The following is an 18,029-nucleotide window of genomic DNA, read 5'->3' as shown; positions in this document are numbered from 1 at the left end:
TCTCGTCAAGCGGAACTGGGGCGCTTAGAAGGCCGACATGGGATTTGCAGCAATCGTTGTGGCGGCCGGTTCGGGCTCGAGAGCCGGCGGAGACAAGCAATGGCGGAGCGTCGGCGCCAAGCCGATGGTCCGCTGGTCGATTGAGACCCTGTTGAAGGCAGGGGCCGATCCAGTTCTCGTCGTTGTCGCGCCAGGCGCCGAATCTCGATTGAACGAGGCGCTGGACGGGCTGTCAGGATGGACCGCAGTCATCGGCGGCGCCACGCGAGCAGAATCAGTCTGCGCTGGCCTGACCGCTCTGGCCGCCAAGGACGACACGCCGGTCATGATCCACGACGCAGCCCGACCGTTCCTGACCTCCGAGGTGATCGAACGCCTGCTGGCGGCGCTGAATGACGCCGACGGGGCCCTGCCCGCCCTTCCCGTGGCCGACAGTCTGCGTCGCGGCGTGGACGGCCTGGTTGTCGGCGGCGTCGAGCGCGAAAGTCTCTGGCGCGCCCAGACGCCCCAAGCCTTCCGCCTCAAGACCATCCGTGGCGCCTACGCCGCCTGGACCGATGCCGCCGCCCCCACGGACGAAGCCGCCGTGGTCGAGCGCATCGGCGGCCGGGTGCGCCTGGTCGAGGGCGACGCTCGCTTGATGAAACTGACCTACCCCGAGGATTTCGCCATGGCCGAGGCCCTGTCGCCCAAGACCTTCCGCATCGGCCAGGGCTATGATGTGCATCGCTGGGGACCGGGAACCTCGGTCTGGCTGTGCGGAGTCGAAATTCCTCACGACCAGACCCTGATTGGGCATTCCGACGCCGATGCGGGCCTGCACGCCCTGACCGACGCGATCCTCGGCGCTATCGCCGACGGCGACATCGGCGACCATTTTCCGCCCAGCGATCCGCAATGGAAAGGCGTTTCGTCGGACCGCTTCCTGGTTTATGCGGCTGAACGCGTGACCGCGCGCGGCGGCCGGATCGTGAATGTCGATGTGACCCTGATCTGCGAGCAGCCCAAGGTGAAACCGCATCGCCTGGCCATGCGCGAACGCCTCGCCGAGTTGCTGCAAATTCCGCTCGACGCGGTCAGCGTCAAGGCGACGACGAGCGAGGGCCTCGGCTTCACTGGTCGCGGCGAAGGCCTCGCCGCCCAGGCCGTGGCCTCGGTGGAACTGCCCGCCTAGCTGCTGGACAGATCCGCCGACGCCCGTTCAAGCACGGCCGCAGGCGTTTCTCCGTTGCGCATTTCCGCCACCCCGACTTCAAACTCGACCACGAAGGGCGAACGATCCTTGCCCGCGTCGAAAGCGGTGCAGGCGATCACGGCAGAGATTCGTTCGGCCGCCATGCGTGCAGCGGCCGCGCTCGTGGCGGGCAGAACCAGGGCGAACAATTCGGGTCCCAGTCGCGCCGCAGTATCCTCTACGCGCACAAGTCGCGACACCATGGCGCCGATCTGAGGCATGGCGCGATCCAGCCAGCCGCCGTCGCGCGCCTGAACGACGGGGTCGCGTTCGGCAACTCGCAGAACGCAGACTGACAGGGCGCGATTGCGTGATCGCGCGCCCTCGGCGAGACGCGCCAGATGGGAGGCGAACAAATCGCGCGTGAACAGGCCGGTGGCCGCGTCCGTCAGGTCCGAGCCCCGAACTGAATCGAGGGCGCGCCGAATGGCCTGACGACGGCGATGGTTGCGAGCCAGAGCCAGAACCCGCTCGGCCGTCTCGTCCTCCGGCGTTTCAGCCGCGGCCACATCGGCGAAGCCTCTGCGGAACAGATCCGCCAGTTCGACCTCGGCCGCACCACGCAAATAGAGCACCAGCGGAATATGATAGAGGCGCGTATTCCGCTTCATGCCGGACGCGATCGACAAGGCCGGCGCATGATCCTGACCACCCCAAAGGACGGCGGCGTCAAACGCCCGCTCATGCAGGTAGTCGAAAGCGGTGTAGGGCGTCGGCGCGGCGATGACCTCGGCGCCGGCGGCCGACAGGGCGTTGGACATGGCCAGGAAGCGACGGTCGGCCGCTCCCGCCGTCAGAATTTGCAGGGGCGTATCGCCGAGATCGGGCGCCTGCAGGGTCACCCCGTGAGCCGCGAAGGTCTGCTGCCGCAGCTTGAACTCCTCTTCGGCGATGCCGGCGCGCGTCAACTGGTCGAGCCGCAAGGCGGCCTGCGCCGGATGCGGCGCCGAAGACATGGCAAGATCGGCGTCGCCTTGGCCTGAATCGTTACCGATCATGAGGATGGGCAGGTAGCGCGGCGCGGCGGCCTCACGAAGCCGGGCCAGCGCGGCGCCGCCCTCCATTCCGCGCGCGTCAATTACGGCCGCATCGACCGCCATATCCTTCAACACCAGAACGGCGGCGTCCAGCGTCCGCGCCGTCATCGTGGGCCATCCCAACTGGTCCAGACCCTCGCAAAGCGGGCCGATCAGGTCGTCATCGAAAGCGACAACCAGTACGCGCGGATCGGAATCCAAAAGTCTCTCCTTGAGGCCCGGTCGGTTCGCCCCCGACGCCGATGCTCCGAGCCGCGGCGATGATACCGACGCCTCCCCCTGTCTAGCAATGGGGCCGGCGCCGACCCCAGGTTACAATTTAAACGGCGCTGACAGAGGGTTTCGCCATTGGCCGAATGAGGTTAATCGGTCGCTTTGACGGATGCCGAGGTCCAGGCTTGAACCAACAACACCGATTGACGGCCCTGCCCCTTTTCTGGGGCAAGCTGGCGGTTCGCTCCTTCACCCGGAGTTGGGGGCGCGACGTCATGCTCTACACGGGCGGCGTATCCTTCTTCGCCCTGCTGGCCGTCTTCCCCGCCATCGCCATCCTGATCGGCTTCTACAAGGTTGTCCTTTCCATTGGTCAGGTCAGCGAGCAAGCGGCGGCTCTGGCCGATGTCGTGCCGCACGCCGCCCGCTCCATCTTCCTGAACGAGATCGACCGCCTGGCGAACGCCTCGGCCCGCACTGTATCGGCGCAAAGCGCTCTCGCCCTGATCATCGGCGCATACGCCGCGCACCGCGGTTTCAAGGCCTTGCTGGCGGGTTTGAACCTGATCCATGATGAGACCGAACCGCACGGCTTCTTCAAGTTCAACCTGCTGGCCTTCCTGGTCGCGCTGGCCGCCTTCGTCCTGTTCACCGTGGTGTCCGGCGCGGTCGTGACATCTCGGCTGATGGAGCACACGCACGCCCAGGACCCCGTCGGTCTTCTGGTACTGCCGCTGGACGGCCTTTGGCCCTCGCTCGGCCTGTGGCTCGGCCTGACCATGCTTTACCGTTACGCCATGTCCCACGCCACGCGCGTGGCGTGGAAGGCGGCGATCATGGGGGGCCTGATCGCCACGGTCATGTCGACCTTCTTCTCATGGCTTTGCGCCATTTATGTTGAGCAGATCGCCCAGCTCGGCGCCACCTACGGCTCGGTAGGCGCGGTGGTTGTGCTGCTGATCTGGCTATCATGGAATGTCAACGCCATCTTCTACGGCGGGGCCTTCGCCACCGAACTGGAGATCGCGTGGAAAACGCCCGAGCCGGAAGTTGAGGCTGACAGCTCGGTCGTCAATCTGTCGGAACGCCGCCAGTCTCGACAGTGATGCGCAGCACGCCGTCCTGCTCCTCGACCCCACAGACCTTCCCGCCCAGATCCCCCATCAGATAGGGTACGTCGATCCGCGCCATCGGGTCCGTCGCCAGCAAGGTCAGCCGCGCGCCCGGCGCCGCCCCCTCCATCGCCCTGCGCAAACGCAAGCTCGGCACGGGGCAACGATGCCCGCGCGCATCCACCACAAGCCCTGTCACGCGGTCACCGCCCTCAGCAACATGGCGAGGGCGACGCGCACGCTTTCCAGTCGCACCGCCTCCCTCCCGATATCGCCGAACCAGCGTTCGTCATGAACAACGACGCCGTCGCGTCCGACGGCCGCGAAATGCACCAGTCCGACGGGCTTTTCGATTGAGCCCCCGCCAGGCCCCGCCACCCCGGTGATGGACACCGACGCCGAGGCCCGCGATCTCTGAACCGCCCCCTGCGCCATCGCCCGCGCGACGGGGTCCGACACGGCGCCGAAACGCTCCAGAAGCTCGCCGGCCACTCCGAGAAGCTCGACCTTGGCCTCGTTGCTGTAGGTGACGAAGCCGCAATCCAGCACGGCCGACGACCCCGCGATGGCCGTGATCGCGCCTGACACCAGACCGCCGGTACAGCTTTCCGCCGTCGCCACCATGACCCCGGACTTAAGCCCGGCTTCGATCACGGCTTCAGCCGCAGCCTGAATATCATCGGGGAACATGGCTATGCGCTCCGTCTGCGAGTCGGTCTAAGGCTGCCTTCAGGGAGCGGGTCAGTCGACCGCGCAACAGCCAGCGGATCGCGAATGACCGATTCCACCATGACGACGGCCCTCCGCAAGGGCGCAGCGATAACACCCGTCTTGTTCGCCGTCGCCATCTTCACCTCGGCGTCTCTCGTTTTTATCGTCCAGCCTATGGTGGCCAAGCTGGTCCTGCCGATGCTGGGTGGATCGCCATCGGTGTGGAACACCTCCATGGTCTTCTTCCAGACCGCGTTGCTGGCCGGATACGGCTATGCGCATCTGCTGCAGCGCGTTCGATCATTGAAATGGCAGGCGGTCGTTCATCTCGGCCTTCTGGCGGCGGCGGCGCTGTTTCTGCCCTTGCAGATCAGCGGCCTGTTGGGTGAACCTGATCCTGCGGCTCCGAATGCCTGGCTGCTGGCGACGCTGGCCTTGTCGGTCGGCGCGCCGTTCGCGATCCTGTCAGCCACGGCGCCGCTCCTTCAGGCCTGGTACGCCCGTGTGCGCGCCGACCACGCCGATGGTCAGAACCCCTACGTCCTTTATGCCGCCTCCAACCTCGGCAGCTTTCTGGCCCTGCTCGCCTACCCGGCCGTGATCGAACCGCTGATGTCCCTGTCTGGCCAAAGAGTCGGCTGGACCGGCGGTTACGGGCTTTTCGTCATTCTGGTGGTCGGCCTGGCGGTCGTGGTCTGGCGCCGTCGCGCGCAGGACGCACCTGAGCCCGCGCCTCTGGCCGTCAGCGCGCCCATTCCCTGGCGCGAGAAGGGCGTGCTGGTTTTGCTGGCCGCGGCGCCGTCCAGCCTGATGCTCGGCGTCACCGCCCACCTGTCGACGGATGTGGCCTCAGCGCCCTTCCTCTGGGTCGCGCCCCTGGCCCTCTACCTGCTGACCTTCGTCATAGCCTTCCAGACCCGGCCGTGGATCAGCCTGCCGACGACCCTGGTCCTTCAGGCCGCACTCGGCGCCGTCGTGGTCAGTCTGGTGGGCATGAACACCGGTCAGTGGCTGTTGCTGCTTCTGGCCCACCTGACCGCCTTCTTCTTCACCGCACTCATGTGTCACCAGCGGCTCGCCGCGCGACGTCCCGCGCCGGATCGGCTGACCGAGTTCTATCTTCTGCTGTCGCTGGGCGGCGTGGTCGGCGGAGCGTTCAACGCCTTGCTCGCCCCGGTCATCTTCAACGGTGTCTGGGAGTATCCTCTGGTCATGGTGCTGGTCGGGCTAGCGAGACCGTGGGGCGATGGCGCCCTGTCGCGCCGCTATATCCTCCTTCTGCTCATCGGTATCGGCGTCGCCGTCGCGCCGCCGATCATCCTTGAGGTCATGCGCTACAACCCCGACTTCCGCGCCCTGCTCAGCGACCAGGCGCGATTGCAGATGGTTCAGGTCATTCTGGGCGGGGCGGCGATCTGCGCCTTTCTGGTCCGCGACCGTGCGATCCTGTTCACCATCATCATCGCCGCCATCACCCTGTCGGCCCACCACGTCGGTCGCGGCTACGACTGGAACCTGACGGAACGCAGCTTCTTCGGCGTGATGCGGGTGGCCGTCACGCGCGACGACAGCATGGGCGGGGACCTCCATGTCCTGATGCACGGCACCACCCTGCACGGCGCCCAGGCCCGCGCGCCCGGCTTCGCCTGCAGCCCCACCATGTATTACGCTACCGCGACACCCCTGGGTCAGGCGGCGCAGCGAATCCAGCAGCGTACCCCGGCGGCCAAGATCGGCGTCGTGGGCCAAGGCTCAGGCGCCATGGCCGCCTACAAGCGCGCCGAGGACGAGCTGACCTTCTTTGAGATCGACCCGATGGTGGACCGCGTGTCGCGCGATCCGTCCTGGTTCACCTACATCTCGCAGTGCGCCGACGGACCCATTCGCACCGTGCTGGGCGACGCGCGCCTGACCATGGCCAAGGAGGCGCCGGGCACCTACGACCTGCTGGTCATCGACGCCTTCTCGTCGGACGCCGTGCCCACGCACCTGCTGACGGTCGAGGCCATTCAGGGCTATCTCAAGCTACTGAAGCCTGACGGCGTGGTCGTGCTGCACCTGTCAAACCGCAACCTTGAAATCACCATGCCGGCTGTCGCCGCCGCTCGTCAGCTGGGCGCCGCCGACCTGCATCAGATCTACATCGAACAGCCGAATGCGCCGGAAATGTCCGAGGCTTCGACCGAGGCCCTGGCCATCTCGCCGACCGCCGAAGGCCTGGCAGACTTCAAGGGCGACGGCCGCTGGCGCAAGCTGGCCCCGACCGAGGTGCGCCCCTGGACCGACGACTACGTCAACCTGTTCGGCGCCTTGATCCGGCAGATGAAGGGGCGCGGTTAAGCCGCCCCCGCCACCCGCGCCAGATCGGCGGTGATCCGCTCGGCGACCTTCAGACGGTCGTCGGGCGTGGGCCATTCGCCCTTCACCACGATCTTCTGATCCGGCCTGATCTTCCAGAAGGCCTGGTTCTTCTGGATCAGACCGACCAGTCCCATCGGATTGGGGAAGCTGTTGTTGCGCAGGGTCAGAACCGCGCCCTTGGGCCCGATGTCGATCTTCTCGATGCAGGCCGTACGGCAGTTGGCCTTGATGCCGACGATCCGCAGAAGCTGCTGCGCCTCGTCCGGCAGCGGGCCGAAGCGGTCGATCAACTCGGCCGCCATGGCCTCGCGATCCTCCATTTTTTCAGCGTCCGACAGGCGACGATAGAGGCTAAGGCGAACGTTCAGGTCTGGCACGTAAGCTTCTGGAATCAGGACCGCCGCGCCGACATTGATCGACGGCGACCAGCCTCGGTCGGCTACGCCCTCGCCCGCTTCGCGCAGTTCGGCGACGGCGTCTTCCAGCATCTGCTGATACAGCTCGACCCCGACCTCGCGAATGTGGCCCGACTGCTCGTCGCCCAGCAGGTTGCCGCCGCCGCGCTGGTCCAGGTCGTGACTGGCCAGTTGGAAGCCGGCGCCCAGATTGTCCAGCGACTGCAGCACCTGCAAACGCCGCTCGGCTGACAGGCTCAGCGGACGCTTGGGATCAGTCGTCAGATAGGCGAAGGCCCGCGCCTTGGACCGACCGATGCGGCCCCGGATCTGGTGCAGTTGCGCCAGGCCGAACATATCGGCGCGATGGACGATCAGGGTGTTGGCCGTCGGAATGTCGATACCGCTCTCGACGATGGTGGTCGAAACCAGCACGTCGTACTGCCCGTCGTAGAAGGCGCTCATCACCTCCTCCAGCTGGGTCGGGCTCATCTGGCCGTGGCCGACCACGAACTTCACCTCGGGCACCTGCTCGCGCAGGAACTTTTCGATGTCCGGCAGTTCCTTCAGGCGCGGCGCGACGTAATAGGCCTGACCGCCGCGATACTTTTCGCGCAGCAAGGCCTCGCGCACCAGCACCGGGTCCCACGGGGTGACATAGGTCCGCACCGCCAGACGATCAACCGGCGGCGTGGCGATGATCGACATCTCGCGGATGCCCGACAGGGCCATCTGCAGCGTCCGCGGGATGGGCGTGGCCGTCAGGGTCAGCAGGTGAACATCGGCCCGCAGGGACTTCAGCTTCTCCTTGTGCTTGACGCCGAAGTGCTGCTCCTCGTCGACGATCACCAGGCCCAGATCCTTGAACCCGACCTGTTCGGCCAGCACCGCATGGGTGCCGACGACGATCTCGAAGGTCCCGTCCTTGAGCCCCGCGCGCGTCTCGTTGGCGTCCTTGGCCGTGACCATGCGCGACAGGTGCCGCACCGTAATCGGCCAGCCAGCGAAGCGTTCCGAGAAGGTCTTGAAGTGCTGGCGCGCCAGCAGGGTCGTCGGGCAGACGATGGCCACCTGCTGACCGCTCATGGCGACGACGAAGGCGGCGCGCAGGGCGACCTCGGTCTTGCCGAAGCCGACGTCGCCGCAGATCAGGCGATCCATGGGCGTGCCCTTGCCCAGGTCTTCCAGCACGTCGCCGATGGCGTTCAACTGGTCGTCCGTCTCCTCATAGGGGAAGCGGGCGCAGAACTCGTCGAACAGGCCGGACGGCGGCACGATGGCGTCGGACACCCGCAGCGCCCGTTTGGCGGCCAGGGCGATCAGACCCTCGGCCATGGCGCGCAGGCGTTCCTTGGCCTTGGCCTTGCGACCCTGCCAGCCGGCCCCGCCCAGACGATCCAGCTGAACCCCGTCGGCGTCGGTGCCGTAGCGGGTCAGAAGGTCAATGTTTTCAACCGGCAAATAAAGCTTGCTGTCACCGGCGTAGAGCAGTTCCAGGCAGTCGTGCGGCGCCTCCTGAATCTCCAGCGTCTTCAGGCCCTCATAGCGCCCGATGCCGTGATCCAGGTGGACGACCAGATCGCCCGCCGTCAGAGCCGAGGCCTCGGCCAGGAAGTTGGAGGCCCGCCGCTTGCGCTTGGGCCGCGCCAGGCGGTCGCCCAGGATGTCGGTCTCGGAAATGACCGCGACCTCGTCGGTGACGAAGCCATGCTCGACCGGCAGGACGGCGCGCAGATAGATGTCCTTCGGCGCCGCCAGCACATCGTCCCAGTCACGCACCGGCAAGACGTGCGCCAGGCCATGGTCGCCCAGCATGGCCGCCAGACGCTCGGCCGAGCCCTCGGTCCAGGAGGCGAACAGGACCCGCTTGCCCTGCCCCTTCAATGCCTCGGCGTGCTGCGCCACCGCAGCGAACAGGTTGACGCTGTCCTGCGACCGTTCGGCGGCGAAGCTGCGGCCCAACCGCCCGCCGGCGTCCTCGCCCGACCCCGCCGCCAGCGGCGAAAGGCGTCGCACGGCGCGACCGGCCAGGGCGCTGTTCCAGTCGCCTTCGTCCAGATAGAGGCTCTGCGGCGCGGGCGCGCGATAGGCCGCGCCGCCCTTGCCCCTGGCGGCTTCCTTGCGCGCCTCATAGGCGTCGCTCGTCAGACTCCAGCGCTCGGCGCGGGCCTGCTCTACCTGACTGTCGAGGAAGACCGGCGCGCTGTCCGGCAGGAAGTCGAACAGGGTGTCGAGGCGGTCGTAGAAGAGCGGCAGCCAGTGCTCCAGCCCCTGACGGCGCGCGCCCTCGCTGACGGCGGCGTACATGGGCTCGTCGCCGGGCGCGCCGAACAGATTCAGATAGCCGCTGCGGAACCGCGAGATGCTCTCGGCGTCCAGCAGCACCTCCGACACCGGCAGCAGGGCGACCTGCTTCAGTTGTTTGGTCGAGCGCTGGGTTTCGGGATCGAAGGCGCGGATGGATTCCAGTTCGCTGCCGAACAGGTCCAGACGGACCGGCTCGTCGAAGCCCGGCGGGAAGACGTCGATAACGCCGCCGCGAATGGCGTACTCACCACGCTCCGACACAGTCGAGGCGCGCACATAGCCGTTGGCCGAGACGTAGCGTTCCAGCGCCGCCGTATCCAGATCACGACCGACCCTGGCCTCGAACCCGGCTCCGGTCACAGCCTGGCGCGGAGGCGTGCGCTGAGTGGCGGCGGCGACAGTGGCGATGACCAGCAGGGGCCTAGCGTCCGACGGATCGCGCTGGGCCAGCCGGGTCAGGGTCGCCATGCGCTGGGCCGCAACCGAGGCTGTGGGGCTCAGACGGTCGTAAGGCAGGCAATCCCAGGCTGGATATTCAAGAACTTCAACGTCCTTGGCGAAAAATCCGAGGGTCTGGGTAAAATTACCCGCGCGCTGATAGTCCCGGGCGACCAGCAAGCCTACCCCGCCCTGGGCCGTCAGCCGTTCAGCGACGACCAGTGCATCCAGACCCTCGGGCGCGCCGCCCAGTTCGACGTCACGCCGCGCCATCGCCTCACTCATCAACCGATACCCTTGGCCACTTCCGCCGCGACGTGTTCGCGCATGAAGGCCCGGATGCGCGCCAGCATCGGCCCGTCGAACTCGGGCGGGGTCGGCTCCTTCTCGATGATCCAGGCGTAGAGGTACTGGTCCTCCTCGTTCAGGAGGTGCTCCAGTTCGTCCAGTTCGGCGTCGCTCAGCGTCGGCCCGATCTGGTCCGTGAACGGGCCCAGCACCATGTCGGCCTCGCGGAAGCCGCGTCGCCAGGCGCGGTAGGAAATCCGGCCGAGTCGTTGTTTCCGAGCGTCCTCTGGACGTGCATCAATATCGGCCACGCGGTTCCTTGCCCGGTCCGTTCATGTGAAGAGTTGGATCAGATAGCGTTCCCGTTCCGTTTTCGCCAGCTATGCTGAGGCTAATGCGGCCCGAGATTCTCTTTCCCCTGTTCGCGGACGTCTCCACCCTGAAGGGCGTGGGGCCCAGAAGCGCGCCCTTGGTGCACAAGCTGGCGGGTCCGCTGGTGCGCGACGTCCTGTTCCTGTCGCCGTCAGGGATCATCCAGCGCCGCCGCACGACCGCCGCGGCCGCCGTCGAGGGCGAGATCGGCGTCTTCGACGTCCTGATCGACCGGCTGATCCCACCGCACAAGAACGGCGCCCCGTTCAAGATGCGGGCGTCCGACGACACCGGTTTTGTTCACCTGATCTGGTTCGCCGGTTCGCCGCGCCATATCGAGAGCCTGGCCCCGCGCGGCGAGCGGCGGCTGGTGACAGGCAAGGTCGAGCGCTTCAACAACGAGGTGCAGATCGCGCACCCCGACTACATCCTGCCGCTGGACAAGGCGGACGAAATCCCTCTGTCCGAACCGGTCTATCCGGCGACGCAAGGACTGACCTCGCGTGTGGTGCGCAAATTGGCGCAGGGCGCGCTGGCCCTCGCTCCAGAGCTGGCCGAGTGGCAGGACCCCGCCTGGCTGGCGGCGCGGCGCTGGCCCGGCTGGCGCGCGGCGCTGGAGAGCCTGCACGCCCCGACGACGGAGATGGATCTAACGCCCGAGGCCCCGGCCCGCCAGCGCCTGGCCTATGACGAGCTGTTCGCCCACCAGCTGGCTTTGGCGCGCCGTCGCCGCACGCGACATATCACCCCTGCAGCGCGCATCGAGCCTGGCGACGCCTCGCGACGCATGCTCGCCGCCCTGCCCTTCACCCTGACCGGGGCCCAGGCCCGCGCTCTTGAAGAAATCCGCGCCGATCTGGCCGCGGGCGAGCAGATGGGGCGGCTGCTGCAAGGCGACGTGGGCTCCGGCAAGACCGCCGTCGCCGCCCTGGCTCTAGCCGACGCAGCGTCCAGCGGCTTCCAGTCCGCCCTGATGGCCCCCACCGAAATCCTGGCCCGCCAGCACTATCAGCGACTGGCGCCGATGCTGGAGGAAGCCGGCGTCTCGACCGTCCTGCTGACCGGCCGCGACACGCAGAGCGAGCGACGTCAGCGGTTGGCGGCTCTGGCCTCGGGCAAGGCCCAGGTCGCTATCGGCACCCACGCCCTGTTCCAGGACGCGGTGCAGTTCCATCGTCTGGCCCTGGCCGTCATCGACGAACAGCACCGCTTTGGCGTCAATGAGCGCCAGAGGCTTCAGGCCAAGGGGGATCCAGCCATCGGCGGCGTCCACCTGCTGACCATGTCGGCCACGCCGATCCCGCGCACGCTGGAACTGACCCAGTACGGCGAACTGGAAGTCAGCCGCCTTATGGAGAAGCCGCCGGGCCGCACCCCCGTCGCCACCGCCGTCTTGCCGCTGGTCCGCATCGGCGAGGTGGCCAAGCGACTGAAGGCGGCCATCGACAGCGGAGCTCAGGCCTACTGGATCTGTCCGCTGGTGGCCGAATCCGAAGCCATCGACCTGGCCGCCGCCGAGGAACGCGCCAACGACCTGCGACGAATCCTGCAGGTCGAGGTCGGTCTGGCCCACGGCCAGATGCCAGGCGCCGAACGTGAAGCCGTCATGGCCGAGTTCGCAGAAGGGCGCATCCCTCTGCTGGTCGCCACCACGGTCGTCGAGGTGGGTGTCGACGTGCCCAACGCCTCAATCATGGTCATCGAACACGCCGACCGCTTCGGCCTGGCCCAACTGCACCAGTTGCGCGGCCGGGTCGGGCGCGGGGCCAAGTCCAGTTCCTGCATCCTGCTATACGGCGGTCAGGACGGTGCGCTGGGCGAGACCGCGCGCGAACGTTTGGAGACCCTGCGTCGCACCGAGGATGGGTTCGAGATCGCCGAAGAAGATTTCCGCCTGCGCGGCGGCGGCGACCCGCTTGGCCTGAAGCAGAGCGGCTTCCCGGCCTATCGCTTCGCTGACCCGATCAAGCACCGAGCGCTGATGCTGGCGGCGTCGGACGACGCCCGTCTGATCCTGGGGCGCGATCCCGACCTGACCAGTCCGCGCGGCCAGGCCGTACGGGTGCTCGAGGCCCTGTTTGACTGGCGTGCGGACCGATCGGGAGCCGACTAGGAGGTCTGCCGGGTGTTCCAGGCAGCCAGCCGCGCCAGGGCGTCCGCTTCGATGTCCGCATAGAACAGGTTGTAGGGTCGCGCCTTGCGGCGGTCAGCCCAGCCGCTGAACTCACGGAAGGATTCCGATTTCAGCACCGTGTGACGCAACAGGCCGTCGCGGCATTGGGTGGCGATCTGACGGTCGATAAAGGCAGGGCGAAGCCCCCACTCCAGCCCTGTGGCGTTGGCGGCGCCCAGGTGACGGCGCTCGGGAACCGCCGCGCCGTTGTCGCTACCGGATACCGGGTTCACGCAGAGAGCGGGGCGATCGCCCAATTCAACCAATTGGCCGCGGTCATCCCAGATCAAGGCGCGTCGCAGCCTGCGCTTTGCAGCCCCTTCGTCGCCCTCGCCAACCTGCGACCAACCCACGACGCACCCCGTCTGATCCCGAGCGTGACAGGCGATGATCGGCGTCGTCTGATCCACAGCGACAATGGCGTCCATCAGATAGACCGCGACCAGCCGCTGGCGCAGACTCGGGTCAACCGCCACGCGCTCCTTGACCAGACGCGCGATCAGGTCCGCCCCCTGCTCGACCCCTGCCAGGATGATGGGCCCGGTCAGATGCTCCGCAAGCCATTGATCGAACGCCTGTTGGACGTCGCCATAGGCGAAGGCGCGCGCTTCACGGGCATCCTCGCGAAGCGTCAACCGCGTGTATAGGCTGGCCTGCCGGTAGCGTGGCGCGCTGATGGCGCCAGCTCTGGCGAAGGGACCGGCATAGTTGGGAATCACAACCCGCTTCAGATAGGCGTCGGCTTTGCGGTCGCCGATCGGACCGTTCCAGCCAGCCCCGCCGTTGTAGGTGGTCGAATGGACAAAGAAGATGGCGGCGTTTTCCGCGCTCGGAGCCCGGGCGTCCAGCAGGGCCCAGGCCGCAGACTGACGATAATCAGGCGGGGGCGGCGGCTCATAGGTCTGGAACGGAACCTGGGGATCCAACCCCGCCTTGAGTATGTCGCCGCGCCAGACCATGACAGCGGCCACCAGAATGAAGACGAGCGCAAAGCCCGTATAGCCGACCCATTGGCGCAAGGTCAGGCTGGGCATCTTCATCGATAGGGATCCGGCTTGGACAGAAATTCCTGGACGTAGCGCCGCACACCCTCTTCCAGCGGCGTCGATTGGCCGTTGAAACCGACCGCGCGTATGCGCTCCATGCTGGCCTCGGTGAAGTACTGATACCGGTCGCGGATCACCTCGGGCATATCGATATAGGCGATCGACGGCTCCTTACCCGCCGCCGCGAAGGTGGCGCGCGCCAGATCGGCGAACGACCGCGCCTGGCCCGATCCGGCGTTGAACACGCCCGACACGTCCGGCGTCTGCAGCAGCCAGTCGATGATGTTCACCACGTCGTCGACATAGACGAAGTCACGCAGCTGGCCGCCATCGGGATAGTTGGGGTTGTGCGACTTAAACAGGCTGACCGTCTCACCGGCCTGCACCTTGGGCCAGATCTGGGCCACAACCGACTTCATGCCGCCCTTGTGACCCTCGTTCGGGCCATAGACGTTGAAGAACTTCAACCCCGCCCACTGGCGCGGCGCCTCGCCCCGATCCGCCTGACGCACGGCATACTGGTCGAAAAGATATTTTGAATAACCATAGGCGTTTAGAGGACGCAGCGCATTCAGACTCTCAGGATCGTCGCGATCCTCGAACCCGATCTCGCCGTCGCCATAGGTCGCCGCCGAGGAGGCGTAGATCATCCGCACGTCGCGAAGCGCGCACCAGTCCCAGATGTCACGCGACAGGCTGAAGTTGGTGCGCAGGATCAGGTCCGCGTCCGGCTCGGTCGTCGAGGAAATGGCGCCCATGTGCACCACGGCCTCGATCCGTTCGGCGTGGCGCTCCAGCTGTTCGAACAGATCTTCGGGCGCCCACAGGTCGGCTATGGGATGCTTGGCGATGTTCTTCCACTTGGCGAGATCGGCCGTCTCCAGCCGGTCGCAGATGACCACGTCCCAGGCGCCGCTCTCGCACAGACGCGCCACGATGTTGGAGCCTATGAAGCCCGCGCCGCCCGTGACGACGATCATTCGCGGGGTCATGCCTTGTCTCCATTCATCTTTTCAATCGTCTTCGTCGTGGAATAGCCGTCGGCGAACTCGGCCAGGCGGACTTCCCCGCCCCAACTCTCGACCTCTGCTGCGCCGACGACCTTGTCCTTGGTGTAGTCCGCCCCCTTGATCAGCACATCAGGCCGCAGCCGCTCGATCAGGGCGATGGGGGTCGGGTCGTCGAAGGCCGTCACCCGATCCACGCTGGCAAGACCGCCGATAACGGCGGCGCGGCTGTCCAGGTCGTTGACCGGGCGCCCCTCGCCCTTCAGGCGACGCACCGAGGCGTCAGTGTTCAGCGCCACCACCAGCCGGTCGCACCAACCGCGCGCCTGATTAAGATAGGCGACGTGGCCCCGGTGCAGGATGTCGAAGCAGCCGTTGGTGAAACCGACCTTCAGGCCCTGACGCTTCCACGCCTCGACCTGATCCGACAGTTCGTCCAGCGGCGTGACCTTGGACTGGGCCAGGGCCGCGTGCTGGCTCATCTCGGCCTCGATCAGTTCGGCCGGCGTGACGACGGCGGTGCCGCTCTTGCCCACGACGACACCGGACGCGAGGATGGCGAACTGCACCGCCTGTTCCAGCGTCGCGCCTGCGCCCAGCGCAAGGCCCAGCGCGGCCAGACAGGTGTCGCCCGCGCCCGAGACGTCGAACACCTCGCGCGCCCGACCGGGGAAGTGGGTGACGCCACCGCCACGCCGCGCCAGCGTCATGCCCTTGCCTGCGCGGGTGACGATGACGGCCTTGGCGGTCGTGGAGGCCAGCAGGGCGGCCAGCGCCGCATCGACCTGCCCGTCAGTCTCGGTCGGCAGGCCGGTGGCGCCAGACAGTTCGCTGGCGTTCGGCTTGATGACGTCGACCGCGCCATAACGGGCGAAGTCGCGGCCCTTGGGGTCGACGATGACCGGCGCGCCGTATTCAGCCCCGGCCCACAGCGCCGCCTGGATGGCGCCGTCGTCCACCACGCCCTTGGCGTAGTCGGACAGCAGGATGGCGCCCGCGCCCTGAAACACCGCCTTGTCGCCATAGCCGGAATGGAGCGCGGCCTCATCGTCCAGCCGCAACAGCTGCTGGCCGGCGGCGACGAAGCGCGTCTTGACGATGGTGGCGGCGCCCTCGGGCCGGATCAGGGCGTCCTCGATCCGGTCCTCTGCAGTGATCAGATCGGTCAGCTCGGCGCCAGCCGCATCCTGCCCCGCCACGGCGCCCAGACGGGCCCGACCGCCCAAGGCCGCGACGTTGCGCGCCACATTGCCCACGCCGCCGGGCATGGCCACGGTGCGGCGCGCGCGCAGGACGGGGATCGGCGCTTCAGGCGAGATGCGGCTGACCTCGCCATAGACATAGCGATCCAGCATCAGGTCGCCGACGCAGGCGACCTTCAAGTCATGCACGCGTTCCAGCAGGGACTGCAGGGCGCCGAGATCAAGGGAACGTTCAGCCATGACGCCGAACTAGCGGATTCACGCCGCCTTAGCCATCGGCCCCTTGTGACCCAGCTTGATAGCCAGGTCGTCGAAGGCGATCAGTTCGGCGGCCAAGGCCTCAAACTGGCTCAGCGGCACCATGTTCGGGCCGTCCGACGGCGCGTTGTCCGGGTCTTCGTGCGTCTCCATGAAGACAGCGTCCACGCCGACTGCCACGGCGGCGCGCGCCAGAACCGGCACGAACTCGCGTTGGCCGCCCGAGGACGTGCCCTGCCCGCCCGGCTGCTGCACGCTGTGGGTCGCGTCGAAGACGATCGGGCAGCCGATCTCACGCATGATCGGCAACGACCGCATATCGCTGACCAGGGTGTTGTAGCCAAAGCTGGCGCCGCGTTCGCAGGCCATGACATTGGGGTTGCCGGCGCCGACCACCTTGGCGATGACGTTCTTCATGTCCCAGGGGGCCAGGAACTGACCCTTCTTGATGTTGATCGCCTTGCCGGTCGCCGCGGCGGCCAGCAGCAGGTCGGTCTGACGCGACAGGAAGGCCGGGATCTGCAGCACGTCGACAGCCTCGGCCACGCCTTCGCATTGGGCCTCGGAGTGGACGTCGGTCAGGGTCGGCAAGCCGGTGGCTTCGCGGATTTCGGCGAAGATCGGCAACGAGTCCTTCAGGCCGATGCCGCGCGCGGCGGTGGCGCTGGTGCGGTTCGCCTTGTCGAAGCTGGTTTTGTAGATGATGCCGACGTTCAGTCGGTCGCTGATTTCCTTCAGCTGATGAGCCGTCTCCAGCGCGTGCTGGCGGCTTTCCATCTGGCAGGGGCCGGCGATGAAGACGATGCGACGTCCGCCGCCAATCACGACGGGCTTCTTGAGGCCTTCGGACAGTTCGATGACGGCGTTGGGACGGTTCACGGCGGCGCTTTCGGCTGTTTGAATCGATCAGGTCGCGGCTCCATGCCGCAACTTTGCGTCCGACAGGTGGCGTCAGACCCTTGGTTTCGCAACCTACAGGGCGACTCAGGGCCTGACCACATGGCTGAGCCGTCGTGTTATCGTGAGCCCATGCCTATGCCCTCGGACAGCCCCCTGATTTCGACGCAACACCTGGCGGATCGCCTCGGCGCGCCGGTCCTGCGGATCATAGACGCCAGCTGGTGGTTGGATGGACGCGACGCACGCGCCGATTTCGAGCATGAGCGCCTGCCGGGCGCGGTGTTCTTCGATCTGGAAGCCGTCTCAGATAATGCCAGCCCCTACCCCCACATGCTGCCGACGCCCCAGGCCTTCGCCGAGGCCATGGGCGCGCTGGGCGTGTCCGAAAACGACGACATTGTCGTCTATGACGCCCAGGGCCTGTTCTCGGCGGCACGGGTCTGGTGGACGCTGCGGATCATGGGCGCGAAACAGGTCCGCGTGCTGGACGGCGGCCTGCCTAAGTGGCGTGCTGAGGGACGACCGCTGGACCACAGGCCGGACACGACCGACAGGACTTCGACGTTCCGTTCCAACTTTGCCAGCGAAGGCGTGGTTGATCTGGAACAGGTCCGCCATGCCTTGACCGGAGACATTCAGGTGATTGACGCCCGAGGCGCGCCCCGTTTCAGAGGGGAGGCCGCCGAGCCCCGACACGGCGTCCGCTCCGGCCATATGCCCGGCGCGCTGAACCTGCCCTTCGGCCAGTTGCTGAACGCCGACGGGACAATGAAGCGTGGCGCGGCGCTGGAAGCCGCCTTCCACGATGCCGACATCGACCTGGACCGGCCCCTCATCACCAGTTGCGGGTCCGGGGTAACCGCCGCCATCCTGACTCTCGGCCTTGCTGAACTGGGTCGGTCGTCGCGGCTCTATGACGGGTCGTGGGCCGAATGGGGCGCTCGCACCGACGCCCCCGTCGAAACCGGCTGATCG

General features: G+C 66.9%; 14 protein-coding genes. 5 read left to right on the top strand and 9 right to left on the bottom strand.

Going from position 1 to position 18,029, the window contains the following annotated elements; genetic code table 11:
- The first annotated feature begins 37 nt into the window (after positions 1-37).
- Positions 38-1,174, top strand: a complete 1,137-nt coding sequence (locus tag ACI2KI_RS01865) for a bifunctional 2-C-methyl-D-erythritol 4-phosphate cytidylyltransferase/2-C-methyl-D-erythritol 2,4-cyclodiphosphate synthase (protein ID WP_404617240.1) — start codon at positions 38-40, stop codon at positions 1,172-1,174.
- Here the strand turns inward: ACI2KI_RS01865 and ACI2KI_RS01860 are convergent.
- Entirely contained in the window at positions 1,171-2,472 is a 1,302-nt protein-coding gene (locus tag ACI2KI_RS01860; RefSeq protein ID WP_404617238.1) for a diguanylate cyclase domain-containing protein, read from the bottom strand. The two genes, ACI2KI_RS01865 and ACI2KI_RS01860, sit on opposite strands and share 4 nt — an antisense overlap.
- Before the next feature lie 287 nt (positions 2,473-2,759).
- Between ACI2KI_RS01860 and ACI2KI_RS01855 the strand changes: the two genes are divergently transcribed.
- Positions 2,760-3,590, top strand: coding sequence for a YihY/virulence factor BrkB family protein (locus tag ACI2KI_RS01855; protein WP_404618907.1), 831 nt, complete (start codon positions 2,760-2,762; stop codon positions 3,588-3,590).
- Here ACI2KI_RS01855 and ACI2KI_RS01850 read toward each other — a convergent pair.
- Together ACI2KI_RS01850 and ACI2KI_RS01845 are read right to left on the bottom strand one after the other, a co-directional pair.
- Positions 3,556-3,738, bottom strand: coding sequence for a sulfurtransferase TusA family protein (locus tag ACI2KI_RS01850; protein WP_404617236.1), 183 nt, complete (start codon positions 3,736-3,738; stop codon positions 3,556-3,558). The genes ACI2KI_RS01855 and ACI2KI_RS01850 overlap by 35 nt on opposite strands.
- Before the next feature lie 53 nt (positions 3,739-3,791).
- Complete coding sequence (locus tag ACI2KI_RS01845; protein WP_404617234.1) at positions 3,792-4,286, bottom strand: CinA family protein; 495 nt, start codon at positions 4,284-4,286, stop codon at positions 3,792-3,794.
- A gap of 84 nt (positions 4,287-4,370) precedes the next feature.
- On the opposite strand from ACI2KI_RS01845, the gene ACI2KI_RS01840 reads away from it, so the two are divergent.
- Positions 4,371-6,647, top strand: coding sequence for a spermidine synthase (locus ACI2KI_RS01840; RefSeq protein WP_404617232.1), 2,277 nt, complete (start codon positions 4,371-4,373; stop codon positions 6,645-6,647).
- On the opposite strand, the gene mfd is transcribed toward ACI2KI_RS01840, so the two are convergent.
- Together mfd and ACI2KI_RS01830 are read right to left on the bottom strand one after the other, a co-directional pair.
- Positions 6,644-10,081 carry a transcription-repair coupling factor gene (gene mfd, locus ACI2KI_RS01835; protein WP_404617230.1) on the bottom strand — a complete coding sequence of 1,146 codons (3,438 nt, stop codon included), beginning with the start codon at positions 10,079-10,081 and terminating at the stop codon, positions 6,644-6,646. The genes ACI2KI_RS01840 and mfd overlap by 4 nt on opposite strands.
- 11 nt (positions 10,082-10,092) lie before the next feature.
- Positions 10,093-10,407 carry a succinate dehydrogenase assembly factor 2 gene (locus ACI2KI_RS01830; RefSeq protein ID WP_292082726.1) on the bottom strand — a complete coding sequence of 105 codons (315 nt, stop codon included), beginning with the start codon at positions 10,405-10,407 and terminating at the stop codon, positions 10,093-10,095.
- Between the two features lie 83 nt (positions 10,408-10,490).
- Here ACI2KI_RS01830 and recG point away from each other — a divergent pair, with 83 nt between their 5' ends.
- A complete protein-coding gene (gene recG / locus ACI2KI_RS01825; protein ID WP_404617228.1) occupies positions 10,491-12,581 on the top strand; it encodes an ATP-dependent DNA helicase RecG in 2,091 nt (696 codons plus the stop codon).
- On the opposite strand, the gene ACI2KI_RS01820 is transcribed toward recG, so the two are convergent.
- From ACI2KI_RS01820 to kdsA, 4 genes are read right to left on the bottom strand one after another with little or no spacing between them, the layout of a single operon-like run.
- On the bottom strand, positions 12,578-13,675 hold the full coding sequence (locus ACI2KI_RS01820) for a DUF3089 domain-containing protein (RefSeq protein WP_404618905.1): 1,098 nt from the start codon (positions 13,673-13,675) through the stop codon (positions 12,578-12,580). The genes recG and ACI2KI_RS01820 overlap by 4 nt on opposite strands.
- Positions 13,676-13,677: 2 nt before the next feature.
- A complete protein-coding gene (rfaD, locus tag ACI2KI_RS01815) occupies positions 13,678-14,679 on the bottom strand; it encodes an ADP-glyceromanno-heptose 6-epimerase (protein WP_404617226.1) in 1,002 nt (333 codons plus the stop codon).
- Positions 14,676-16,136 (bottom strand): D-glycero-beta-D-manno-heptose 1-phosphate adenylyltransferase, encoded by a 1,461-nt coding sequence (rfaE2, locus tag ACI2KI_RS01810; RefSeq protein ID WP_404617224.1) that lies wholly within the window; start codon positions 16,134-16,136, stop codon positions 14,676-14,678. Before rfaE2 ends, rfaD begins: the two co-directional genes overlap by 4 nt.
- An 18-nt stretch (positions 16,137-16,154) precedes the next feature.
- On the bottom strand, positions 16,155-17,033 hold the full coding sequence (kdsA, locus tag ACI2KI_RS01805) for a 3-deoxy-8-phosphooctulonate synthase (protein ID WP_404617222.1): 879 nt from the start codon (positions 17,031-17,033) through the stop codon (positions 16,155-16,157).
- A gap of 150 nt (positions 17,034-17,183) precedes the next feature.
- Between kdsA and sseA the strand changes: the two genes are divergently transcribed.
- The gene (gene sseA / locus ACI2KI_RS01800) at positions 17,184-18,026 is read left to right on the top strand and encodes a 3-mercaptopyruvate sulfurtransferase (RefSeq protein WP_404617220.1); all 843 of its coding nucleotides are present in this window, start codon (positions 17,184-17,186) and stop codon (positions 18,024-18,026) included.
- The last annotated feature ends 3 nt before the right edge of the window (positions 18,027-18,029 follow it).

It is taken from the genome of Brevundimonas sp. NPDC046655, assembly GCF_044901625.1.
Taxonomy (GTDB): domain Bacteria; phylum Pseudomonadota; class Alphaproteobacteria; order Caulobacterales; family Caulobacteraceae; genus Brevundimonas.
This window is presented reverse-complemented; position numbering and strand designations above follow the sequence as displayed.